A 24,011-nucleotide genomic window follows, 5' to 3' on the forward strand; every position below is an offset into this window, starting at 1 on the left:
TGTGTGTCCCGTTACGTGGAGGTGGGCGCGGCGCCCGGCATCGCTTCGGAGACCCGGCGCAACAGCTCGCGCTGCTCGGCGCGGAGGTAGAAGTGGCCTCCGGGAAGGAACTGGAGGTCGACCGGCCCCCGGGTGTGGGTCCGCCAGTCCTCGAAGCGGAAGGCGTCCCGTTCCTCGGTACCGGCGAACACGGTGACGGGGAGATCGAGCGGCTCCCCCGGGACGTACTCGTACGTCTCGAAGACCGCGACGTCGGACCGGGTGTACGTGAGCACGAGCGAGAGGAGTTCGGGGTGCGAGCGGACCGCGTCCGGCAGCGCACCCCACCGGCGCTCCGTCTCCGCCAGCAGCTCGGCGTCCGGGAGCGTGTGCATCGGCGTCCTGTTGACCGGTACGGGGTGGGGCGGCGGCGGGCAGGACGACAGGAACAGCCGCTCCGGCTGCCGCCGCCCGAGGTCGCGCAGGGTTCTGGCCACCTCGAAGGCGACCAGAGCGCCGAGGCTGTGGCCGAAGAAAGCGAACGGCCTCTCGAAGGTCACCGCCCCCACCAGCGCGTCGACCAGCGGCCTCATCCGGGTGAAGGGGGGCTCGGCCCTGCGTGACGCCCGGCCCGGCAACTGCACCGCCCAGACCTGCGCACCCGGCAGGTGGTCGGACCAGCGGACGTACTCGCCGGGCGACCCCCCGGCGTGCGTGAAGCAGTACAGGTCGGCCGGGGCGTCCGGCCTGCGCTCACGGCGGATGAGCCAGGGCGCGCCCGGGGCGGCCCCCGGGGCGCCGGTCTTCGGCTCAGTCGCTTCCACGATGGTGACTCCTCACGGGACGGCCGGTCACCGGCTGCTGCCGTCGGCCGTCGACTTGTCGATGAGTTCGGCGAGTTGGGTCGCGGTCTCGGCCTCGTACAGCGACAGGACATCGATGTCCACCGCGAAGAGTTCGCGGGTGCGCGCCAGGAGCTGGACGGCGATGAGCGAGTCGCCGCCGAGGTCGAAGAAGCTGTCGTCGGGGGCGACGTCGGGGAGGCCGAGGATCTCCGCGTACAGCCGGGCCACCACGAGGGAGGTCTCCTCCCGGCCCGGCCCGCCGCTCCGGACGGGATCCGCCCTCTCGGACGGGAGGGGCGCTGGTTCGGGCTCGGCCGGTTCGACGAGGTGGCGCTGCCGCTCGAAGGGGTACGTGGGCAGGGGGACCCGCAGCCGGCGCCGGTCGCCGTGGACCGCGTCCCAGGAGACCGCCGCGCCGGCCAGCCAGAGCTCCCCCAGGGCGGTGAGCAGCGACGGCGGTTCGTCACCCCTGTCACTGCCGGTGCCGGTGCCGGTGCCGGTGCCGGTCAGCGTGGGGACGAGGACGTGCGTGTCCGTACGGGCGGGGCTCCGGCGGGCCAGGGAGGTCAGGGTGGCACCGGCCCCGATCTCGACCAGGACCGCGTGCGGCTCCGCCAGCAGCGCGGAGAGCGCGTCCTCCGTGTTCCGCTCCTCCGCCGGGGCGACGGACCAGCGGGCGCGCTCCACCACCTCGTCGGGGGCGAGCAGCCGTCCCGCCACCGCGCAGGCGACAGGGATACGGGGCGCCCGGGGGCCGACCTCGCGGACCAGCTCCTGGAAGCGGTCCGCCGATTCCGTACCGCCGTCGGCGCCGGTCAGCAGCCGGGCCCGGCCGAGCACCAGCCGGACCGCGCCGTCGAGGTCGAGCGCCCCGGCCACGGTGGCCGCCGTGAGCGCCCCGACCCCCGTGCCGAGCACCGCCGCGGGCCGGATGCCCCAGGTGCTCCACAGGTGCGCCAGCGCGTACTCCTCGGCGAAGGCGGTCAGATCGGCGAGGAGCGGGTCGGCGGACCCGTCGCCCCGGCGCAGGGCCTCGGCCGCCGCCGCCCCGAGGTGGGGCGCCGCGGCGGCGTGGCACTCCTCGACCGCCCGGCGGAACGACCGCTCCGCCGCGTACAGCCGGTGCACCTCGCCGGAGGCATCGGTGCCGGTGCCGGGGAACAGGAAGGTCACCGGCCGGGTCCCGGGCGGTCCCTGGGAGTCGGCCCGCCGCGCGCCCGCCGCGCCGGAGAGCACCCGCAGGGTGTCCTCGCGCCCGCCGACGACCGCGTATCTCCGGTGGCCGTGTTCCCGCCGCCCGCTCTGGAGCGTCCACGAGATGTCGGCGGCCGACAGCTCCGGGTGGGCGCGCAGATGGGCGGCGAGGTTCTCCGTCACCGTGTCGAGCGCGGCCGGGGTGCGCGCCGAGAGGACCAGCAGATGCCACGGGTCGGCCAGGTCGGCCGGGGACGGTGCGGGCGGCTCCTCCAGGACGACATGGACGTTGGTGCCGCCGATGCCGAACGAACTCACCCCGGCCCGCCGGGGCGTGCCCCGCGGACTCCACTCCTCGGTGCGGGTGGCCACCCGGAAGGGTCCCGCGCCGAAGTCGATGCGCGGGTTCGGCTCCTCGAAGTGCAGGCTCTTGGGGATGGTGCCGTGCTCCAGGGCGAGGACGGTCTTGATGAGCCCGGCCGCGCCGGCGGCGGCGTCCGTGTGGCCGATGTTGGTCTTCACCGATCCGATCCGGCAGACCTCCCGGTCCTCGGCGCCGTTCCCGAACGCCTTGGTCAGCGCGGCTATCTCGATGGGATCGCCGAGCGGTGTGGCCGTACCGTGCGCCTCCACGTAGGTGACGGTGGCGGGGTCCACACCGGCCACGTACTGCGCGTCCCGGATCACGGCGGCCTGCCCCTCGATGCTCGGCGCGGTGAAGCCGATCCGGTCCGAGCCGTCGTTGTTGACCGCGGATCCGCGGAGCACCGCGTGGACGTGGTCGCCGTCGGCCAGGGCCTCCGAGAGGCGTTTCAGCACCACGATGCCCGCGCCGTCACTGCCCACGGTCCCACCGGCCGCGGCGTCGAAGGTCCGGCAGACCCCGTCCGCGGCGATGATGCCGCCCTCGACGTACGGGCTGGTCTTCGCCGGCGCGTGCACGGCGACGCCGCCCGCGAGGGCCAGGTCGCAGTCCCCGGCCAGCAGGGCCTGGACCGCGGTGTGGACGGCCGCGAGGGAGGTGGCGCACGCGGCCTGGACCGTGACGGCGGGACCGCGCAGCCCCAGCTTGTACGCGACCCTGGTGACCAGGTAGTCCACGGCGTTGCCGAGCAGGATCTCCATGTCGGTGGCCGCCGGGGCGCTGCCCGGCCGCCGCAGGAGCTGGGCGTACGACGTGTCGGTGCCTCCGCCGTAGACACCGATGGAGCCGGGGTGCCGCTGGGGGTCGTACCCGGCGTGCTCCAGCGCCTCGACCGCGCACTCCAGGAAGACCCGGTGCTGGGGGCCGATGATGCGGGCCTCCCGGGGGGAGTAGCCGAAGTACCCGGCGTCGAACCACTCCGGGTCCTTCAGCAGACCACGGGCCGGAACGTACGTGCGTGCGGGGCCGCTCCCGTCCCGTACGGGGCCGCTACCGGCGCCCGCCACCGGCAGGGGGGCGGAGCGGGTCACGGTGTCGACGCCGTCGGTCAGATTCCGCCAGAACGCGTCGAGGTCACCGGCCCCGGGGAACCGGCAGGCCATGCCGATGACGGCGATGTGCGTGCTGTCGAACGAGCCGTCACTCACGCGTCCCACCCCGTCCCGCCCCGCTCCTTCGAGGCCGGCCGGGGCCGCCGGACCCGCTCGACCCGCCGCCGCTCCGGCCGGGCACGGCCGCCCGTGCCCTCCTCCGTGCCGTCGGGCGCCTCGCCGTCGAGACGGCGGGCGAGCGCCCGGACCGTCGGATACGTGAACAGCTCGACGAGCGGCGGGTTCTTCCCCAGCTCCCGGCCGATCCGGTCCTGAACCATGTGCAGCAGGACCGAATGCCCGCCCAGATCGAAGAAGTTGTCCTCGACATTCACCTGGGAAACCTCAAGGACCTCGGACCAGATCGCGGCGATGACCCGTTCCGTCGCCGTGACCGGTGGTTCGGTCACGGCTCGGTCGGCGGGGTCGGGTAGGGACCCCTGCGCATGCTGGTGAGAATCCACGTTTTTCTCCCATGGCTTTTCGAAGGGCCTGCCCAGCCTTTCTATTTGTCCGCGCGAACACCTGTCAACGGAACGCGGACGGACGGTTGGACAGACCGTCCAACCGTGGAGAGTGCGCACTTGGACCTCTATTCCCCCGGCCATTCGGCCCGCCCGCCTCGGCCGACGACCACCGGCCGCCGAACTGAGTACCGGCCGCTCATGGCCCGCGCCCCCGGGGCGTGTTGTTCTCGTCGGGTCCCCCCATTCCTCGTGCCCGCCGTCGGTGGACCCGCCACCGGCGGACGCGCCGCACAGAATTTCTCCGCCCGTTTTCGCCACCCGTTTTCTCCGCCGCCGCGCGGTTCTCACGTCAGGAGAGGAAGCAGACCCATGAGTTCCACCCCGTCGCAGCATTACTTCGAGACCCAGGTCGAGCTCACGCAGGAACCACTCCTCCTGGCGGCCCGGCTGGCCGGTTCGGGTGCCCACCCGGACCATGTGATCTACGAGCACGCCGGCGACTGGTCGTACGCGGGCGGCGCCCTCGTGGAGATCACCGTGGACCGGACCGGCGCCCGGATGCGCCGGGGCGACGAGCCGGAGACGCTGCTGCCGTGGAACGGCCAGCCGCTGCGCCAGGTGCAGCAGTTGCTCGACTCGGTGACCGTGGCCGGCTGGCGCGCCTACGGCTGGGCGGCCTTCGAGCTCTCCTACGCCAAGGACGGCGACCTCGGCCACGTCGGGGACGGGCGCCTGCTGCACCTCGTGATCCCCCGTGCGGAAGTACGGTTCACGGAGGGCCACGCCCGGCTCCGCGCGGCCGACCAGGAGACCCTGACGGCCCTGATCGACCTGCTCACGGGCCCGGCCCCCGAGGTGAGCCGCCCGCCGAAGCCGATGGACGTCCGCGGGGTCGGCCGGCCGGGCTACCAGGACGCCGTCAAGTTCGCCGTCGAGGAGATCGAGCAGCGGGAGCTGCACAAGGTGATCCTCTCCCGTGTCGTGGACGTCACCGGCGACATCGACCTGATCAGCACCTACGTCGTGGGCCGCCGGCGGAACAACCCCGCCAGGTCCTTCCTGCTCGACCTCGGCGGGCTGGAGGCCGCGGGCTTCAGCCCGGAGATCGTCGTCCAGGTGTCGGCGGACGGCCGGGTGGTGAGCCAGCCGCTCGCCGGGACCCGTGCGCTGACCGCCGACCTCCTCGCCAACGAACGGTTGCGCGCCGATCTGCTCGCCTCCTCCAAGGAGGTGTACGAGCACGCGATATCGGTGAAGACCGGCGTCGACGAACTGGCGGACGTCTGCGAGCCCGGCTCGGTGGAGGTGCCGGAGTTCATGGCCGTACGGGAACGGGGCAGCGTCCAGCACCTGGCGTCCCGGCTGTCCGGCCAACTGGCGCCCGGCTGCCGGGCCTGGGACGCCTTCGGCGCGGTCTTCCCCGCCGTCACCGCGTCCGGCGTGCCCAAGGAGGCCGCGTACACCTCGATCCGCCGGCACGAGGACCAGCCCCGCGGCCTGTACAGCGGGGCGGTCCTGACCGTGGACCAGGACGGCTCGATGGACGCCGCCCTGGTGCTGCGCAGCGTCTACCGGCAGAACGGCCGCACCTGGCTGCGGGCGGGCGCCGGAATCGTGGAGCAGTCGATTCCCGAGCGGGAATTCGAGGAGACCTGCGAAAAGCTCGACAGCGTGGCGCGCCATCTGGTGCCTGCCGAGAATCCGGAGGCGTAGGAGCTCTCATTTGGGAAAGCAAGGCCCGGCGTCATCCCTGATTCGAGAAAGCGAATTCATGACATGCGCTCTTTCCTCAAGGACATTCCCCCCAACGGGTCGGACCCTGCCCCCAGGGACACCTGGCGCGCCTTCCCGGCCGCCCAGCAACCGGACTGGCCCGACCGGGCCGCTCTGCGCTCCGTGACCCAGGAGCTGGCGACGGCCCCTCCGCTGGTCTTCGCCGGCGAGTGCGACCTGCTGAAGGAGCGGCTCGCCGCCGTGGCGCGCGGCGAGGCGTTCCTGCTCCAGGGCGGCGACTGCGCGGAGACCTTCGAGGGGGTCGGGGCGGACGCCATCCGGGACAAGTTCAGCACCCTGCTCCAGATGGCGGTGGTCCTCACCTACGCCGGGTCCGTCCCCGTGGTGAAGCTCGGCAGGCTCGCCGGGCAGTACGCCAAGCCCCGCTCGAAGCCTACGGAGACCCGGGACGGTACGGAGCTGCCGGCCTACCGGGGTGACGCGGTGAACGGTTTCGACTTCACCAAGGCCGCGCGCGTCCCCGACCCGGCCCGGCTGCTGCGGATGTACCGGTCGTCGGCCACCACCCTGAACCTGATCCGCGCCTTCACCACCGGCGGGTACGCGAGCCTGCGTCAGGTGCACAACTGGAACCAGGACTTCGTCGCCGGCTCGCCCTCCGGGCGCCGCTACGAGGCCCTCGCCGGGGAGATCGACCAGGCGCTGCACTTCATGCGCGCCACCGGCAACGATCCGCGCGGGGTCGACACCGTCGAGTTCTTCGTCTCGCACGAGGGGCTGCTCCTGGAGTACGAGGCCGCGCTCACCCGGATCGACGAGTTCAGCGGACGGCCCTACGCGACCTCCGGGCATCTGCTGTGGATCGGCGAGCGGACCCGGGACCTGGACGGCGCGCATGTCGAGTACTTCTCCAGGATCAACAACCCGATCGCGGTGAAGCTGGGACCGACGACCGACCCGGACACGGCGCTGCGGCTGATCGACCGGCTCGATCCGGACCACGAGCCCGGCCGGCTCACCTTCGTCGTCCGGATGGGCGCGGACAAGGTCCAGGACGTGCTGCCTCCGCTGGTGGAGAAGGTCGCCGCCTCGGGCGCGCCGGTCGCCTGGGTGTGCGACCCCATGCACGGCAACACGCGGGAGGCCCCGTCCGGTCACAAGACCCGCCGGTTCGACGACGTGCTCGACGAGATCAGGGGCTTCTTCGACGTCCACCGGGCCCTGGGCACCCATCCCGGTGGCATCCATGTGGAGTTCACCGGCGACGACGTCACCGAGTGCACGGGGGGCGGGGACGAAGTCCTCCTGGAGGACCTGGCCTCGCGGTACGAGTCCGTCTGCGATCCCCGGCTGAACCGGAGCCAGTCCCTGGACCTCGGTTTCCTGGTCGCCGAGTTCCTCCGTACCCGCGAGGGGTCCTCCGCGCCTCCGCTCGCGAGGGCGAGCCGTCCCGCCGCCTGACGCCCCTTTATCCACCCCTGTACGGCCCGGCTGTGGAGCCGAGTGGAGCCGAGAGGAGAACGCTGTTGAGCAGGTTGCGCTGGCTGACCGCGGGTGAGTCGCACGGCCCCGCGCTCGTCGCGACGCTGGAGGGACTGCCCTCCGGCGTACCGGTCACCACCGGGGCGGTGGCGGACGCGCTGGCGCGGCGGCGGCTGGGGTACGGCCGTGGCGCCCGGATGAAGTTCGAGCGGGACGAGGTCACCTTCCTGGGCGGTGTCCGGCACGGGCTGACCATGGGGTCCCCGGTCGCCGTCATGATCGGCAACACCGAGTGGCCCAAGTGGGACCAGGTCATGGCGGCCGATCCGGTGGCCCCGGACATCCTGGCGGGGCTGGCGCGCAGCGCCCCGCTGACCCGCCCGCGGCCCGGCCACGCCGACTTGGCGGGGATGCAGAAGTACGGGTTCGGCGAGGCCAGGCCCGTACTGGAGCGGGCCAGCGCGCGGGAGACGGCCGCCCGGGTCGCGCTGGGCGCGGTGGCCCGCTCGTATCTCAGGGAGACCACCGGCGTCGAGATCGTCTCCCATGTGGTGGAACTGGCGGCGGCCAGGGCTCCGTACGGTCTCCTGCCCACCCCGGACGACACCGCCCGGCTGGACGCGGACCCCGTGCGCTGCCTGGACCAGGATGCCGCCAAGGAGATGGTCGCGGAGATCGACCGGGCCCACCGGGACGGTGACACCCTCGGCGGCGTGGTGGAGGTCCTGGCCCACGGGGTGCCGGTGGGTCTCGGCAGCCATGTGCACTGGGACCGCCGGCTCGACGCCCGGCTGGCGGCGGCGCTCATGGGCATCCAGGCCATCAAGGGCGTCGAGGTCGGTGACGGCTTCGCGCTGGCCCGGGTGCCAGGATCGCGGGCGCACGACGAGATCCACCCGACGCCCTCCGGGATCCGCCGGGCCACCGGGCGCTCCGGTGGCACCGAGGGCGGAGTGAGCACCGGTGAGCTGGTACGGGTCCGGGCGGCGATGAAGCCGATCGCCACCGTGCCGCGCGCGCTCGCCACCGTCGATGTCACGACCGGCGAGGCCGCCCAGGCGCACCACCAGCGCTCGGACGTCTGCGCGGTGCCGGCCGCCGGGATCGTCGCCGAGGCGATGGTGGCGCTCGTTCTGGCGGACGCGGTCGCTGAGAAGTTCGGCGGCGACTCCGTGGCCGAGACCCGCGCCAACGTCACCGGTTACCTCGACCGTCTGACCGTCCGGTGAGCGGTGGCGCGAGGGGCCCCGCGGTCGTCCTGGTGGGTCCGATGGGGGCGGGCAAGACCACGGTCGGCGAGCTGATCGCGGCCCGGCTCGGCGTGGCGTGCCGGGACACCGACGCCGACGTCGTCGCCGCGCGGGGCAGGCCGGTCGCCACGATCTTCGCCGAGGACGGCGAGGAGTACTTCCGGGCTCTGGAGTCCGCCGCGGTGCGCAATGCCCTGGCCGAACACACCGGGGTGCTGGCGCTGGGCGGCGGGGCGGTCCTGGATCCCGGGGTCCGCGCGCTGCTGGCCGGGAGGCCGGTGGCCTTCCTGGACATGGACGCGGACGAGGCCGCCCGGCGGCTCGGCCCGGACACCACCCGCCCGCTGCTGGCGGCCGATCCCGCGCGACGGTGGCACGAACTGGCGCAGGCGCGCCGACCCCTGTACGCCGAGGTCGCCCGCGTCGTCATCGGCACCGGGGGCCGTAGCCCCGAGCACGTGGCGGACGCCGTGCTCGACGCCCTGGCGGGGGGCTTCGTACGGCTCCCGTACGAGGTCCCGTACGAGGTCCCGTACGAGGTCCCGTACGAGGTCCCGTACGGGGTCCCGTACGGATCCCGCCCCGCCGGAAGTGAGTAACGGCCACTCAGGAAGCGGCCACGTGCGCCGTGCTCTGCTGAGCACGGCCGGTCGACGGAGATCAACAAGTGCGTGGAAAGGCAGTCAAGTGAAGGTCGAGAACATCTACCTGGCGGGAGTGGGCACCTACCTCCCCGCGCTGATGCCGCTCGAACAGGCCGTGCAGTCGGGCGAGTTCGGCGCGGCGGAGCACAAGGCCTCCGGTATGGAGTCGGTGGCGGTCGAACACACCCTGTCCGCACCGGACATGGCGGTACGGGCCGCCGAGACCGCGATACGCCGGTCCGGGCACAGCCCCGACGACTTCGCCGCGGTGCTGCACAGCAACACGTTCCTCCAGGGCCCCGACGGCTGGTCGCCCGCGCACTACGTCCTGCTGCACACGCTGGACCGGCCGATCACGGCGACCGTGATCCAGCAGGGCTGCAACGGTCTGCTGACCAGCCTGGAGATGGCCGCCCACCGGCTCATCGCCTCCCCCGACAAGGACGCCGTCCTGCTCACGGCGGCCGACAACTTCAACACCCCGCTGGTGGACCGCTTCGGCTCGTCCGCGCTGTTCCTGCTGGCGGACGCCGGTTCGGCGATCGTGGTGTCCCGGCGGAGCGGATTCGCCAAGGTGCTGGCGATCGGCTCGGCGTCGGACCCGAAGCTGGAGTGGCGCCACCGTACCGAGGAGTCGCTGCTGCCCCCGCACGAACCGGTGGGCCAACTCCTGGACTTCGAGTCCCGCGTGAAGTTCTGGCAGCGCAAGTGGGCCGACGGCGCCAAGCCGCCCGGGGGCAACTTCATCGACCTGCTCTCGGTGATCGCGGAGCGCACCCTGGCCGAGGCCGGCCTCTCCATGGACGACGTCGCCCGGATCACGCATGTCGGCTTCAACGAGGACTCCCTGCACGCGCTCTACCTGGAGCCGCTGGGCATCGACGCGGCGCGCGGGACCTGGGAGCACAGCCGGCGCATCGGCCACGCCAGCATGTCCGACGTCGTCATCGGGCTCGAACACCTGTGGCTCACCGGCCAGGTGTCCCCCGGCGACAAGGTGCTGATGGTCGGCACCACGCCCGGCATGGAGGTCGGCTGCGCGGTCGTCGAGATCACCACGGGGCCGGACGAGGCGTAACGCCCGTACGGGGCCGAGCGCCCGGCCCCGCCCCGCTCCCACTTCCCCTCCCACTTCCCCTCCCACCTCCACTTCCGCTCACCAAGACATCAGTGACCAATCGTTAAGGAGACGGCCGATGCTCGACGGTTGCACCCCCTGGCCGAAGGAGTACGCCGAGCGGTACCGCGCGGAGGGCTACTGGCGCGGCGAGAGTCTGGTGGACCTGCTGGAGTCCTCGGCCGGACGGCACGGCGGGAAAACCGCGCTGGTGCAGGGCGACCGTCGACTCTCCTACGAGGAGCTGGACGGCCGGTCCCGCCGGATGGCGGCGGGGTTCCGGGCGCAGGGCATCGGCGCGGCCGACCGGGTCGTGGTCCAACTCCCCAATGTGGCCGAGTTCGTGGTGGTCTGCTTCGCCCTGTTCCGGCTGGGCGCCCACCCCGTGTTCGCGCTCCCGGCCCACCGGGCCAGCGAGATCCGGCACCTGTGCGAGCTGTCCGGGGCGGTCGGTTACGTCTTCCCCGGCGTCCACCGCGGCTTCGACCATCCGGCGCTCGCCCGCCGGATCCGCGACGAGGTCGGCACCCTGCGGAAGCTGTTCACGCTGGCGGACACGGCGGGGAGCACGGACACGGCGGAGGCAACGGAGGCCGTGGACACGGCGGGGACCACGGAGGCCGACGGGATCGTCCCGCTCTCCGCCGTGGAGGCCACCGTGGATCCGGCCGACGCCGGGCCGTCGTCCCCGTCCCCCGCGCCGGACCCGGCCGACGTGGCGTTCTTCCTGCTGTCCGGCGGCACCACCGCGCTGCCCAAGCTCATCCCGCGTACCCATGACGACTACGTGTACATGGCCCGCGCCGCCGTCGAGGCGATCGGGCTCACCGAGGACGACACGTATCTCGCGGTCCTGCCGGTCGAGTTCAACTTCACCTGGGGCTGCCCCGGTGTGATCGGCACCCTGCTCGCCGGCGGCACGGTGGTGCTCGCGGAGGACCCGACACCGGAGCGCTGCTTCCCCGTCATCGAGCGGGAGGGGGTGACGGTCACCGCCGTCGGCCCGAGTGTCGTACAGCTCTGGCTGGAGGCGGCCGAGTGGCTGGAGCAGGACCTGTCGAGCCTGCGTACGCTCCAGGTCGGCGGGTCCACCTTCCACCCGGAACTGGCGGCGCGGGTCGGGCCCGAGCTGGGCTGCCGGGTGCAGCAGGTCTTCGGCATGGCCGAGGGCCTGATCACCTTCACCCGGGACGGCGACCCCGACGAGGCCGTACTCACCACCCAGGGGCGGCCCATCTCCCCCGCCGACGAGATACGGATCGTCGACACACGGGACCAGGACGTGGAGGCCGGCACCGTCGGTGAGCTGCTGACCCGGGGCCCCTACACCCTGCGCGGCTACTACCGGGCCCCGGAACACAACACCCGGGCCTTCACCGAGGACGGTTTCTACCACAGCGGGGACCTGGCCCGGCTGACGCCCGACGGGAACCTGGTGATCGAGGGCCGGATCAAGGACATGATCAACCGGGGCGGGGACAAGGTGTCCGCCGGCGAGGTGGAGGGCCATCTGCTCGCCCACCCCGCCATCGCGCGGGCCGCCGTGGTCCCCGTACCCGACGAGTACCTCGGTGAGCGGATCTGCGCCTTCGTCGTCCCCGTGGGCGAACCCCCGGCGCTGCGCGAGCTGAAGGCAGCGCTGACCGAACGGGGGCTGGCCGGCTACAAGCTGCCGGACCGGCTGGAGATCGTCGCCGAGCTGCCGCTCACCGGCCTGGGCAAGACCGACAAGAAGATTCTCGCGGCCATCGCCCGGGGTGAACCCGCCCCCGCCGCCGCCGACTTCGTACCGTCCCCTCCCGGCCGGCCGGACACGGACCGGCCCGCCGGGTGACAGCAGAGAGGCACACCACCATGGACCAGAAGCCGACCGGCACCGCCGACGAGATCCGCAGCGCCGTCGCGGCCCTGCTCGACACCGACCCGGGGGCCATCGCGGGGGACGACAACCTCGCCCTCCTCGGGCTCGGCTCCCTGGACGTCATGCGGCTCAGCAGCCGCTGGCGCCGCGCGGGGGTGCCGGTGGAGTTCGAGGTCCTGGTCGCCGACCCCACGATCGACGGCTGGGCGCGCCATCTCGACACGGTCCGCCCGGACTCCGGCGAATCCGGCGGCTCCGACGGCGCCACCGCCTGAACGGCGCGACCCCGCACCCGAGACACCCCGACCCCACACCCCACACCACACCACCCCACCCCACACCCCTGCTCCCTGCCCACTCGCCCCGCCCCCGCCCCTCGCTCCGCGGGCCGCGCCGCCCCGTCACGGACCGAGGCACCACGGAAGGAGACCGACCATGGCAGCTCCGGCCATCCCCCGGATAGCCCCCTACCCCATGCCCAGCGCCGCCGCCCTGCCGGAGAACACCGCCGACTGGACGGTCGACCCGCGCCGTGCCGTCCTGCTCGTCCACGACATGCAGCACTTCTTCCTCCGGCCCTTCCCCGCCGGGCAGTCCCCGGTGACGGAGCTGGTCGGCAACGTGGCCGGACTGCGGGACGCCGCCGCCGCCGCAGGAGTCCCGGTGGCGTACACCGCGCAGCCCGGCGGTATGACCGCCGAACAGCGCGGTCTGCTCAAGGACTTCTGGGGCCCGGGGATGAGTGCCGACCCCGAGCACCGGGGCGTGCCCGAGCGGCTGGCGCCCGCGCCGGACGACATCGTCCTGGACAAATGGCGGCCCAGCGCGTTCTTCAATACGCCTCTGCTGGACCTGCTGCGGGAGCGGGGGCGCGACCAGTTGGTGCTGTGCGGTGTCTACGCCCATGTCGGGATCCTCCAGACCGCCTGCGAGGGCTTCGCGCACGACATCCAGACGTTCCTGGTCGCCGACGCCGTCGCGGACTTCTCCGAGAGCCACCACCGGATGGCCGTGGACTACGCGGCCACCCGCTGCTCCATGGTCGTACCGACGGCGACCGTACTGGCCGCCCTGGGCAACCCCCGTCCTGGAGCGCCGAGTTGACCGCGCACGAGGACGGCACCGGGCTGCTGCGCCGGCTGACGGGCCCGACGCCGCCGGCGTCGTTCGCCCTGCTGCACCGGCCGGAGGCGGACGGCGGCGGCCGGATCGACCTGCTCGTCGGTGATGTGTCGGAGGTCGCCGGCACGGCCGATCTGCCGCTTCCCCCGGAGGGCGGGCGCGAACGGCACGAGCTGCTGGCGCTGCTGCCCTTCCGGCAGATCGGGGAGCGGGGTTACGAGCACTACGACGACGGCGAACCGCTGGTCGTCATGGCCGTCACCGGGCAGGCCGTCGTGCCGGTCGACGAGGTGCTGGCCCACCTCCCCGACCTGCCCATCGAGGTCCGGGACAGCGGCTTCACCACCGATGACGAGGAGTACGCCGACACGGTCCGGCAGATCATCGCCAACGAGATCGGCTCCGGCGCCGGATCCAACTTCGTCATCAAGCGCGCCTTCACCGCCACGATCGGGAACTGGTCGACGCGGACCGCGCTCACGCTCTTCGGCCGGCTCCTGCGGCACACGTCCGGCGCCTACTGGACGTTCCTGATCCGCGTGGACGGCCGTACGTTCATCGGCGCGAGCCCGGAACGCCATCTCACGCTGGACCACGGCACCGCGGTGATGAACCCGATCAGCGGGACGTACCGCTACCCGCCGTCGGGCCCCTCCCGCGACGGGGTGCTGGACTTCCTCGCGGACCGCAAGGAGGCCAACGAGCTCTACATGGTCGTGGACGAAGAGCTGAAGATGATGAGCCGGGTGTGCGACGGCGGCGCCCAGGTCGTCGGCCCCCGGCTCCGGGAGATGGCCCACCTCGCGCACACCGAGTACTTCATCGAGGGCCGCTTCGACCGCGACGTGCGCGAGGCCATCCGCGAGACGCTCTTCGCGCCGACCGTCACCGGCAGCCCGCTGGAGAGCGCCTGCCGTGTCATCGCCAAGTACGAGACGGAGGGCCGGGGTTACTACGCCGGCATGGTCGCCCTGCTGGGCCGCGACCCGGAGGGCGGCCGTCGGCTCGACTCGGCCATCCTCATCAGGACCGCCGACATCGACCGCGCCGGACACCTGCGCCTCGGCGTGGGGTCGACCCTGGTACGCGACTCCGACCCGCGGGCCGAGGCGGCCGAGACCCGGGCCAAGGCCGCCGGCCTGATCGCGGCGCTGCACGCGGACCCGGCGGAGGCCGCCCCCGTCCCCGTACAGCCGTCCGTCCCGGGCGTGCCGCTGCTGGGCGCCCTTCCCGAGGTCGCCCACGCGCTGGCGGCCAGGAACATGCCGCTGGCCCCGTTCTGGCGGGAGCCACCCGACTCACGGAGCCGGCATCTGCCGCATCTGGCGGGGCGCAGGGCGCTGCTCATCGACGCGGAGGACACCTTCACCGCGATGGGCGCCGCCCTGATGCGCGAACTGGGGCTGGAGGTGACCGTACGCCGGTTCGACGAGGACTACCGCCTGGAGGGCAACGACCTGGTCGTCGTCGGCCCCGGCCCGGGAGACCCCCGCGACACCGGCGACCCCAAGGTCACCCATCTGCGTGAGGTGACGGCCCGGCTGATCGCCCTGGGCACGCCGTTCCTCTCCGTCTGCCTCGGGCACCAGGCGCTGAGCGGGGTCCTCGGGCTGGAACTCGTCCGCAAGGAGGTGCCCAACCAAGGGGCGCAACGGGAGATCGACCTCTTCGGACAGCGGGAGGCCGTGTACTTCTACAACACCTTCGCCGCGGTCAGCACCCGGGACTCCTTCCCGGGCCCCCCGGCGCGGCCCGCGGCCGTCGAGGTGTGCCGCGACCCCGTGAACGGGGAGGTGCACGCGCTGCGCGGCCAGGGGTTCGCCTCCGTGCAGTTCCATCCGGCGTCCGTGATGACCCGCGACGGGTCGGCCGTACTCGACCGTCTGATCACCGACCTGTTCCTCACGGCCTGACCTCCGAAGGGTTTGGCCTCCGAAGGGCCCGGCCCCTGAACGGCCTGACCTCCGGTCGGCCGACCCCTCGAACCGCCCAACCCCCCACTCACGAGAAGGAATCACCATGGAAACCGTCGAAGACTTCCTCACCGCGCACGAAGCGGCGCGCCTGAACTCGCTGAATCTCATCGTGAGCGAGAACCGCATGACCGACCGCGCCAGGGCCCCGCTGGGTTCGGACATTTCCCAGCGCTACGCGGCCGACTTCTACTCCGGTACGGAGCCGTCCCGGAAGATGACCGCGCACGTGGCGAACCTGGCGCGCGAGGTGTTCGGCGCCGAGTACGCGAACCTGTCGCCGATATCGGGCAACATGAGCCTGCTGGCCGTCGTCTTCGCCCTCACCGGGGTCGACGACCATGTCGGACGGATTCCTCCCTTCTTTCCCGGTGGCGGATATCCGCTCGACTACGCGGTCTTCAACCGCCGCCCGCTGCCGCTGCCGTTCTCGGACGAGAACTGGCAGGTCGACCTGGAGGCCACCACCGCCCTCCTGCTGGAGGTGAAACCGCCTCTGGTGGTCCTGGGTTCGTCGATCGTGACGTACCCCATGCCCGTCCGCGAGATCAGCGAGGTCGTTCACTCGTACGGCGGGATCGTCGCGTACGACGGCTCCCACAGCCTCGGTCTGATCGCCGGCGGCGAGTACCAGGACCCCCTGCGCGAGGGCGCCGATCTGCTGCTGGGGTCGACGCACAAGACCTTCCCCGGCCCCCAGGGCGGCATCGTTCTCACCAACAGCGAGGAGATCCACCGGCGGGTGGAGGCGCTGTCCAACTTCACCCCGCTCAACGGCCCCACCCTCATCTGCAATCCGCATCTCGCCCGGATCGCCTCGACCGGGATCGTGCTCGAAGAGACCCGGTGGGAGGAGTACGCGAGACAAGTGGTCGTGAACGCGCGCAGCATCGCCCGTTCGCTGCACGACGAGGGCATCGCGCTGCGCGGGGTGAGCGCGGAGAACTTCACCGAACTCACCTACTGCCACCAGGTGCTGATCGATGTCCCGCTGGACGACGCGAAGCGGCTGCGCGACCACCTCGGGCGGCACCGGATCAATGTGGACGGTTTCCTGCGGCTGGGTGTCTCCGAGATCACCCGTCTCGGCTTCACCGCCGAGGAGTGTGCCGAACTCGGGCGTCTCATCGCCGTTCTCCTGCGCGACGAACAGGACGTCCCGGCAAGCGTCGACCGCCGCATCGACGAACTGATCGGATCGCACCAGAAGATCGTGCTCTAGGTTCGGTCCGGGGCGGGCCCGGGGTCCAGCCGGTGGGCGAGTTCGGCGCGGGCGGTGACGCCCAGCTTTCCGTACACGCGGTGCAGATGGTTCTCCACGGTGCGTACGGAGACGACCAGCCGGTCGGCGATCTCCTGGTTGGACAGCAGGGACGCCGCCAGCGCCGCCACCTCGCGCTCCCTGCTGGTGAGGCTGGTGAGCGGCGCGGGGCCCGGCCCGTACAGCGCCGCCCACGGGGGCAGGGTGGCGCCGGACCCGTCCGTCAGCTCCACGCTCCTGGCCCGGGCCGCCCGGCTCCTGCGATGCCGCCCGGCCGTCTGGTGGGCCCGGGCGGCCTGGGCGGACATCTCGGCGGCCAGCGGGCGCAGCCCCATCGCCTCGGCCCGGGAGGCGAGTTCGTGGAGGGCGTCCCCGTCGTCGGCGGCGAGGGCGCGCACATGCCCGGCCTGGAGTCCGGCCAGCGGGGAGCCGGTGTCCCCGGCGAGGGCCGAGGCCCGCTCCATGACGGCGCGCGCCTCGCCCAGCCGGGCCGCCAGGTGCAGGGCGGCCAGTGCCTGGAAGCGGCGGCCCGCCGTGGCCGCCCGCCCGGCGAGGTCCAGCGACTGCTGCGCCGCGCCGGCGAAGTCCCCGACGTGGGCGATCACCAGCGCCCGTTCCATGGCCACCCCGTCCGAGGCGACCGGGTAGGGCACGGTGCCGGCCTCCTCGGAGCGGACCTCGACGAGGGTACGTAACGCCTCGGCGTGCTCCCCCGCCTCGGCCAGCGCCCCGGCCAACTGGGCGAGCCGCCATGCCTTGGTGGTGAGCCAGTCCCAGGTGTTCCCCGGCGCGGCGGCCTGCCGGAGCAGGACCACCGCTTCGGGCAGCCGCCCCGAGGCGCGGTACAGGCGGGCCCGTACCGTCGCGATCCGCGGGGCGTGGGACCGGTCGTCGACGGCGGTGTGGTCCGGCAGGCCGTCCAGCACGGCGGCGGCCTGCGCCGTCGCGCCGTCGCTGATCGCGGCCCAGGCCGTCACCAGGTGACGGGTCGGACCGTCCTGGTCGTCCCGGGGGTCCGGCAGGGGCCTGTCGTGCCCGAGCAGGGCGAGCGCCCCGGCCGCGTCGCCCAGTTCGGTACGGGCGAAGGCCGCGGGCGGGAGTACGGCCCGCGCCGCGGCCGTGCCGGGATGCCCGGCCCGTACGGTCTCCCCCATGGCCGCGGCCTCCGGCAGCCGGTCCGCCAGCAGGCTCATGACCGCCCGTGTCTCCTGGAGCGGCCCCTGGTCGGCCTGCGGGGTCACCGCGACCGCCGCGTCGAGCACGGCCGCGGCGTCCTCGACGCGGCCCAGTCCCCAGGCCATGTTGACCGCACGGGCCCGTACCGCGGGCACGAACGCGGCCGGCGGTACGGCGGCGCCGGGCGCGCCGGAGGCGCACGCCGCCTCGAAGACGGCTTCGGCCTCCGCGTGGCGCCGCTGGCCCGCGAGGGCGTGACCCCGCAGATGCGCCCACGCGGTGGTGTCGCCTCCGGGGGCCCGGAGGGCGAGCAGGCACAGCCGTTCGGCGCGTACGAAGTCCAGTCGGCGCAGGGCGATCCGGGCGGCGGACTGGAGCCGCTCGGCGTCGGGCAGTTGTCCCGCGTCGATCCGCAGGACGACCATCCGCAGCAGGTCGTCGTCGCTCCGCGGTCCGGCGATGTCGAGGGCGTCGGCGAGCCTCCGCCGCAATCGCAGAGCGGTCAGTTCGGGCAGGGCGGCGGCGAGAACCGGCGCGTACAGGGGGTAGGCCAGCCGCAGGAGCAGCCGCGGCCCGCTCCGCTCCGCGACGACGACGCCCCGCCGGTTGAGGGACTCCGCGGCGCGGGCCAGTCCCGCCACGACCGGCAGCCCGGCTTCGAGCGGTTCGGCGAGCGCGATCATCTCCACCAGTTCGCGTTCGTCCGGGGCGAGCCGGCCGATCCGCAGACGCACCAGATCGGTCAGACGGCTGCTCTGCGGGACGTCCGCGCCCGTCCAGTGCCAGACCCCGTCCTCGCGGCGGAGGCTGCCGGCGGCCACCCCGGAGTCGACCACCTCCGTCAGCAGGAGGGCGTTGCCGAGGGTGAGCCCCCACAGGGATTCCAGCGCCGACGCGACGACGTGTCCGCCGAGCCGCGTGTGGACGGCGTCGGCCAGCGCGGATCTGTCGAACGCGCCGACCTCCAGCCGCTCCACCGACCGTTCGACCCACAGTCTGCTGATCCCGTCGGACGCGTGGGCGCCGGCCTCGGCCGCGGCCACCAGGGTCACACGGCCGTCCGCGACCAGCCCTCTGAGCCGGGCGGCGGGCGCCGGGGCGAGGAGGTGCGCGTCATCGAGACCGAGCACGAACCGCCCGCCGGGGTAGGCGGCGTCGAGGAAGTGCGCGGGGATGCCCAGGGATTCGCCGACGTACCCGTCGGCCCAGTCGGCCAGCAGCGCGGACGTCTCCTCCTCGCCCCGGCCCGCGCCGCTCAGCCACCGCACCTCGGCACCGTCCTCCGCCGCGCGGCGCAGCGCCGCCCGCAGGAGCCGGCTCTTGCCGACGCCGGGGCCGCCGTTGAGCAGCACGCCGCGCCCTCTGCCGACCGCGGACCCGATCCTTCGCAACTCGGTGTCGCGGCCGACGAGGGGCCACTCGGTCACGGTCTCTTCCGCCATGTCGCTGTGCCGCCCCCAGGCCCTGTCCGATTCCCTGTGCCGGTCCGGGCGCTGTCCGATTTCTGTGCCGGCCCGGGCCCTGTCCGGTGGCTCCTGTCCGGATGCCGCCGGGGCCGTCACACGTGCAGGGTTCCCCGGGCGACGATGACCGCGGCTCCGCCCACCTCGACGGAGCCGACCCGCTCGCCGGCTCCCTGGGCGGTGGCGATCATCGTCGCCGGCCGCCCCATCTCGACGCCTTGGAGGATCTCGGTACGCCGGCCGAATTCGCTCAGCCCGTGCCGTGCGAGGTGGATCGCGAGCGGCCCGGCGGCCGAACCCGTCGCCGCGTCCTCGGCCACCCCGTACGCGGGCGAGAACATCCTGCTCCGCCAGTGCCCGTCGGCCGGGGCGAAGCAGTTGGCCGCCATGTCGGGGAACTTCGCGAGGGCGAGGAGGTCCGGCCGTACCGCCGAGAGCGCCGCCACGTCGGGCAGGCCCACGAAGACGTGCCGGGGCCCGTTCCGGTAGGCCTCCACCGGCAGCGTGGAGGATTCCAGGCCGAGCGCGGCGAGCAGCTCGTCGGCGTACTCGTACGGTTCCCAGGTGGGTATCGGCTGCCGCATGCGGACGGTGGCGATCCTGCCGTCCACCCGGTCGAACGCGAAGGGGATCACGCCCATGGCGGTCTCCAGCGAGAGACGGTCGCCGTCGATGGAGTCGCCGAGCACGGCGGCCGTACCCAGCAACGGATGCCCCGCGAAGGGCAGTTCGTTCACGGGGGTGAAGATACGGATGCGCGCGTCCCCGCCGTTCTCCGCGGGGAGGACGAAAGTGACTTCCGAGAGGTTCATCTCCCGGGCGATTTTCTGCATGCGCTCCGTGGGAATATCGAGAGCGTCGAAGAAGACGGCGACCGGATTCCCTTCCAACGGAGTTTCCGTGAAGGCGTCCGCGACTACATAGGGATGCATTTCGGTGAAGCTACCAGTGGGCTTCCGCCACGCCAAGCAATCCCTTCCGGGACGGTGACCGGCAGCCGGTGTCCAACTGCCGGTTTCCCTCAGTCGCACAGCCGTGTCCGCGGGGCAGCGCCCTGAGCACCGGATGCCTTCCCGGGGCGCCGGGACGCCGCTGTTCCGCCCAGGACGGCGGCGAGAATATAGGAAAAGTATAGCCTTCCGCCGCCTGCGTATAGAAGCAAAACGGATGATGGTGTTCAAGGTGAGCCCGACAGCCGATCAGAAGACTGAAGGGAGAATGTGCATCGATGCCCGCCGCTGACGCCACAAACCTCTTACTCAGGGACTTTTCACACACTGCCGATCCGGATGCACCGGTGACCGAGATGGTGCCGGTGGAATTGCTGCTCCCGGCGGACTCCCCTCGGATCGGCGGCGAGATAAGCAGCCATGTGCAGACCCTCACGGAGACCGGGGGAATCCTGCCGCCTATCACGGTCCACCGGTCCACCATGCGGATCATCGACGGTACGCACCGGGTGCGTTCGGCGATTCTCCGCGGTGAGCACACCATACGGGTGAACTTCTTCGACGGCACGGAGCAGGACGCGTTCGTGCTCGGCGTACGGCTCAATGTCGGGCACGGGCTGCCGCTCACCCTCGCGGAGCGCCGGAGCGCGGCGGCGCGCATCGTGGTCTCCCATCCGCAGTGGTCGGACCGGGCGATCGCCTCCGCCACCGGGCTGTCCCCCAAGACCGTCGGCGAGGTCCGCAAGCGCACGGCGGGCACGGCGCACCAGCCGCTCGTCCGGGTCGGCAGGGACGGACGCGCCCGGCCGGTCAACAGCGAACGCGGGCGCCGGCTGGCCGCCGAATACCTGAGTGCCCATCCGGAGGGCTCCCTCCGCGAAGTGGCCAGGTTCGCCGGTATCTCACCGGAGACCGTGCGCGACGTACGGGAGAAACTGAGACGCGGCCAGGACCCCGTTCTCGTACGGCACACATTCCCAGCCCCCGAGAAATCCGTACCGCGGGTCGCCCGTCGCGAGGCGAAGGAAACCGGCGGAAAGAAGGACAGGAAAAGCCGGAACACCCCGTCCGGCACCCTCCATCACCTGCCTCCCCAAGCGGGACGGCACGCATTGGCCATTCTGCGCAAGGACCCCTCCCTGCGGTTCACCGAGGCAGGACGTTTCATGCTCCGTCTGCTCGACGCCCAGTCGCTGTACGCCAATCGGCACGAGCAGTTGATCGACACCCTTCCGGAACACGCGTTGACCGCTCTGTCCGAAGCGGCCCGTGAATGCGCCGCCACCTGGAACGAACTCGCGGGACGACTTGAGGAGCGATCCCAGCGGCTCTCCCCCACCCCCAGGTGAGCGAAGAAATCCGCATCAGATGACAAGGAGTTACTGTGTCGCGAGTGGTCAACCCGGTTCTGGATCTACCGTTCGACGCGCGGCCCGACCCCGACGAGTTCATCCGTGCCGCGATGGAATGGCACTTCGGCCCGGACACGGGATCGCCCTATTGGCTGGAGCGCGCCAAAACCCTGGATTTCGATCCCCGCAGCGACGTCAAGAGCCACGACGACCTCAAGCTTTTCCCGAACGTCGTGAACGAGCTGCGTGAGGTACGGGTCCAGGACCTCGTCCCGCGCGGCTACGGCGGCGCCCCCGGGATCGTGGGCGTCTTCGAGAGCGGCGGCACCACGGGCGCGCCGAAACGCGTCGTGTGCCTGCGCGACTGGCTGGACCGGATGGTCGCCTGGAGCAACGCCAACCTCGACGCGCACGGATTTCCACGCGGCGCGAACTGGCTGGGGATCACCCCCACCGGACCGCACATCGTCGGCCAGTTGTTCGCCCGCTCGGCGGCCACGCACGGATCCGTGGGCCACACCGTCGATCTCGACCCGCGCTGGGTGAAGCGGCTCATCGCCGAGGGCGCGTACGAGCAGGCGGACGCCTACGCCGAACACGTCATCGACCAGGCCGCGTTCGTGCTGCGGACGCAGGACATCGGCGTCATGGCGATCACTCCCCCGCTGCTGGAGCGGCTGGCGCGCCGCGACGAACTCGTCGATCTGGTCAACCGGAAGGTACGGGCGATCAGATGGGGCGGCACCCAGATGGACGCCGACTCCCGCCATCTCTACCGCACCGAGGTCTTCCCCGAGGTCACGCTCTACGGCCACTACGGGAGCACCATGATCCTCGGCATAGCCGGCCAGCGGCTCGGGCTGACCGACGACGACCCCTGCGTCTTCGACACGTTCTCCCCGTACATCACGTTCTCGGTCGTCAACCCGGAGACCAAGCGGCTCGTCCCCTACGGGGAGCGCGGTCAGGTCGTCATGAACCATGTCAGCAAGGCGCTCTTCCTGCCCAACAACCTGGAACGCGATCTGGCCGTCCGGGTCGAACCGCTGCCGGGCCAGGTCGGTGACGCGGTCGCCGACATCGCCCCCGTCGCGCGCTTCGAGGACGAGGCCGTCATCGAAGGGGTCTACTGATGGCCGAGCCACGTACCGACACCCCCGCAGACCCGCGCACCGACGCCCCCGCAGAGCCGGTACGGCTGGACGCGCTGGGCCCGGGGGGCGCCTACCGTTCCCGTAAGCACCAGGACATCCGGGATGTGGCCGGCCGTCCGACCGCCGAACTGGGCCTGGTCCCCACGCTGTTCGTCTCCCGGGCCATGAGCGCGCTGCACAAGGCGGACCCGCTGCCCGCGGACGCCCGCATCGCGGCGATCGCCCGCGCCGGCGCCCTGTTCGCGACGGCCACCCTGGGCGGCCTGTCCGTGGCCGACTACGAGTACCGCACGAGCCGGGTCTCCGGGCTGCCGATCTCGGTGATCCGGGCGGCCACCCGCAACGCCGCGCACCGCGCCGCGCACGTGTACGACAGCGTGCAGTACGCCCGGCCCGCCGGGGCCGTCGGCGGCTGGCGCGATCCGCTCACCCGCACCGGACGGGCCGTGTGGGCCCGGCGCGGCGACGTCCTCGCCGTCCATGCCTCCGGTGTGCACCCCGGCGCCCACAGCCTGTGGCTGGAGGCGCTCGCCCTGGGCTTCCGGGTCGCCGTACGCCCCTCCCGCCGGGAGCCCTTCACCCCGCACCGGCTCATCACGGCGCTGCGGGAGGCCGGGTTCGGTCCTGACCAGGTCGTCCTGCTCCCCACCGAGCAGGAGGCCGGCGAGGCCGTACTGCGCGGCGCCGATCTGGCGTACGGGGGCGACGACATCATCCGCAGGTTCGACGACGACCCCACGATCCTGCGCCAGCAACCGGGCCGCTCCAAGATCCTGCTGACCGCCGGGGCCGACTGGCGTCGACACCTGGACATGATCGTCGACTCGGTCGCCCACCACGGCGGCACGGGCTGTGTGAACACCACGGCGGTACTGGTCGAGGGCGACCCCGCGCCCGTGGCCGAGGCCCTCGCCGAACGGCTCGCCGCGATCCCCAGCCTGCCGCCGGAGGACGACAAGGCCGTGCTCCCCGTCCAGGCACTGGCCCCCGCCCGCGCCCTGGAGCGGTACGTGCTCGCCAACGCCTCGGGGACACGCGCCTGGCTGGGGGGCTCCGGCTTCGTCGACGAACTCGGCGACGGCGGTGCGGTGCTGCGCCCCACCGTCCATCAGGTCGACCGGTCCGACGCGCCGCAGGTCTCCATCGAACTGCCCTACCCCTGTGTGTGGGTGGCGCCCTGGACCCGCGCGGAGGGCATCGCGCCGCTGGTGGACACGCTGGTCCTGACCGCGGTCACCGAGGACGAGCGGCTCATCGACGAGCTGGTGGACGAGCCGACGATCGGCAATCTCCACCTCGGCGGCCACCCCACCCACTGGACGGACATCGGTATGCCGCACGACGGGTACCTCTCCGATTTCCTCATGCGGACGAAGACCGTCATCCGGGGCTGAGAGCCGGTCGGGTGACCTCTGACGCCGACACGGCCCCGGACACGGGAAGGGGCGCCCGGCCACCTGGTGGCCGGGCGC

Annotated in this window: 18 protein-coding genes; 13 read left to right on the top strand and 5 right to left on the bottom strand. The window is 72.4% G+C overall.

From position 1 onward, the window contains the following. Nucleotides 1-11 precede the first annotated feature (11 nt). The 3 genes from ACIBJC_RS35255 to ACIBJC_RS35265 are packed head-to-tail and all read right to left on the bottom strand — an operon-like array spanning nucleotide 12 to nucleotide 3,943. A complete protein-coding gene (locus ACIBJC_RS35255; RefSeq protein WP_399299720.1) occupies nucleotides 12-803 on the bottom strand; it encodes a thioesterase II family protein in 792 nt (263 codons plus the stop codon). Between the two features lie 27 nt (nucleotides 804-830). Beyond that, nucleotides 831-3,590, bottom strand: a complete 2,760-nt coding sequence (locus ACIBJC_RS35260; RefSeq protein ID WP_399299723.1) for a type I polyketide synthase — start codon at nucleotides 3,588-3,590, stop codon at nucleotides 831-833. Then, nucleotides 3,587-3,943: a phosphopantetheine-binding protein gene (locus tag ACIBJC_RS35265; RefSeq protein WP_399299726.1), complete on the bottom strand. Its 357-nt coding sequence runs from the start codon at nucleotides 3,941-3,943 to the stop codon at nucleotides 3,587-3,589. The genes ACIBJC_RS35260 and ACIBJC_RS35265 overlap by 4 nt, the downstream gene beginning before the upstream one ends. A gap of 426 nt (nucleotides 3,944-4,369) precedes the next feature. On the opposite strand from ACIBJC_RS35265, the gene ACIBJC_RS35270 reads away from it, so the two are divergent. The 10 genes from ACIBJC_RS35270 (at nucleotide 4,370) to ACIBJC_RS35315 (ending at nucleotide 16,405) form a co-directional block, all read left to right on the top strand. Beyond that, nucleotides 4,370-5,713 (top strand): salicylate synthase, encoded by a 1,344-nt coding sequence (locus ACIBJC_RS35270; RefSeq protein WP_399299728.1) that lies wholly within the window; start codon nucleotides 4,370-4,372, stop codon nucleotides 5,711-5,713. A 63-nt stretch (nucleotides 5,714-5,776) separates the two neighbouring features. Then, nucleotides 5,777-7,195: a class II 3-deoxy-7-phosphoheptulonate synthase gene (locus ACIBJC_RS35275; protein ID WP_399299731.1), complete on the top strand. Its 1,419-nt coding sequence runs from the start codon at nucleotides 5,777-5,779 to the stop codon at nucleotides 7,193-7,195. A 65-nt stretch (nucleotides 7,196-7,260) separates the two neighbouring features. Next, entirely contained in the window at nucleotides 7,261-8,445 is a 1,185-nt protein-coding gene (gene aroC, locus ACIBJC_RS35280; protein WP_399299734.1) for a chorismate synthase, read from the top strand. After that, nucleotides 8,442-9,065, top strand: a complete 624-nt coding sequence (locus tag ACIBJC_RS35285; RefSeq protein ID WP_399299736.1) for a shikimate kinase — start codon at nucleotides 8,442-8,444, stop codon at nucleotides 9,063-9,065. The genes aroC and ACIBJC_RS35285 overlap by 4 nt, the downstream gene beginning before the upstream one ends. 88 nt (nucleotides 9,066-9,153) lie before the next feature. After that, a complete protein-coding gene (locus tag ACIBJC_RS35290; protein WP_399299739.1) occupies nucleotides 9,154-10,188 on the top strand; it encodes a ketoacyl-ACP synthase III family protein in 1,035 nt (344 codons plus the stop codon). A 118-nt stretch (nucleotides 10,189-10,306) separates the two neighbouring features. Beyond that, complete coding sequence (locus tag ACIBJC_RS35295) at nucleotides 10,307-12,061, top strand: (2,3-dihydroxybenzoyl)adenylate synthase (protein ID WP_399299742.1); 1,755 nt, start codon at nucleotides 10,307-10,309, stop codon at nucleotides 12,059-12,061. After that, nucleotides 12,058-12,363: a phosphopantetheine-binding protein gene (locus ACIBJC_RS35300; RefSeq protein WP_399299745.1), complete on the top strand. Its 306-nt coding sequence runs from the start codon at nucleotides 12,058-12,060 to the stop codon at nucleotides 12,361-12,363. The genes ACIBJC_RS35295 and ACIBJC_RS35300 overlap by 4 nt, the downstream gene beginning before the upstream one ends. A 160-nt stretch (nucleotides 12,364-12,523) precedes the next feature. Further along, nucleotides 12,524-13,192: an isochorismatase family protein gene (locus ACIBJC_RS35305; RefSeq protein ID WP_399299748.1), complete on the top strand. Its 669-nt coding sequence runs from the start codon at nucleotides 12,524-12,526 to the stop codon at nucleotides 13,190-13,192. Continuing rightward, complete coding sequence (locus ACIBJC_RS35310; RefSeq protein WP_399299751.1) at nucleotides 13,189-15,123, top strand: anthranilate synthase family protein; 1,935 nt, start codon at nucleotides 13,189-13,191, stop codon at nucleotides 15,121-15,123. The genes ACIBJC_RS35305 and ACIBJC_RS35310 overlap by 4 nt, the downstream gene beginning before the upstream one ends. A 106-nt stretch (nucleotides 15,124-15,229) precedes the next feature. Continuing rightward, nucleotides 15,230-16,405 (top strand): hypothetical protein, encoded by a 1,176-nt coding sequence (locus ACIBJC_RS35315; RefSeq protein WP_399299753.1) that lies wholly within the window; start codon nucleotides 15,230-15,232, stop codon nucleotides 16,403-16,405. Here ACIBJC_RS35315 and ACIBJC_RS35320 read toward each other — a convergent pair. Together ACIBJC_RS35320 and ACIBJC_RS35325 are read right to left on the bottom strand one after the other, a co-directional pair. Beyond that, the gene (locus ACIBJC_RS35320) at nucleotides 16,402-19,047 is read right to left on the bottom strand and encodes a LuxR C-terminal-related transcriptional regulator (protein ID WP_399299756.1); all 2,646 of its coding nucleotides are present in this window, start codon (nucleotides 19,045-19,047) and stop codon (nucleotides 16,402-16,404) included. The two genes, ACIBJC_RS35315 and ACIBJC_RS35320, sit on opposite strands and share 4 nt — an antisense overlap. Nucleotides 19,048-19,178: 131 nt before the next feature. Beyond that, on the bottom strand, nucleotides 19,179-20,015 hold the full coding sequence (locus ACIBJC_RS35325) for a PhzF family phenazine biosynthesis protein (RefSeq protein WP_399299758.1): 837 nt from the start codon (nucleotides 20,013-20,015) through the stop codon (nucleotides 19,179-19,181). Between the two features lie 374 nt (nucleotides 20,016-20,389). Here ACIBJC_RS35325 and ACIBJC_RS35330 point away from each other — a divergent pair, with 374 nt between their 5' ends. The 3 genes from ACIBJC_RS35330 to ACIBJC_RS35340 are packed head-to-tail and all read left to right on the top strand — an operon-like array spanning nucleotide 20,390 to nucleotide 23,933. Then, entirely contained in the window at nucleotides 20,390-21,382 is a 993-nt protein-coding gene (locus tag ACIBJC_RS35330; RefSeq protein WP_399299879.1) for a ParB N-terminal domain-containing protein, read from the top strand. Nucleotides 21,383-21,417: 35 nt separating this feature from the next. Further along, complete coding sequence (locus tag ACIBJC_RS35335) at nucleotides 21,418-22,518, top strand: phenazine antibiotic biosynthesis protein (RefSeq protein ID WP_399299761.1); 1,101 nt, start codon at nucleotides 21,418-21,420, stop codon at nucleotides 22,516-22,518. Continuing rightward, a complete protein-coding gene (locus ACIBJC_RS35340; protein WP_399299763.1) occupies nucleotides 22,518-23,933 on the top strand; it encodes an aldehyde dehydrogenase family protein in 1,416 nt (471 codons plus the stop codon). The genes ACIBJC_RS35335 and ACIBJC_RS35340 overlap by 1 nt, the downstream gene beginning before the upstream one ends. Nucleotides 23,934-24,011 lie beyond the last annotated feature (78 nt).

Origin of the sequence: Streptomyces sp. NPDC050509, assembly GCF_044457965.1 — a bacterium.
In the GTDB taxonomy this organism is placed as follows: domain Bacteria; phylum Actinomycetota; class Actinomycetes; order Streptomycetales; family Streptomycetaceae; genus Streptomyces.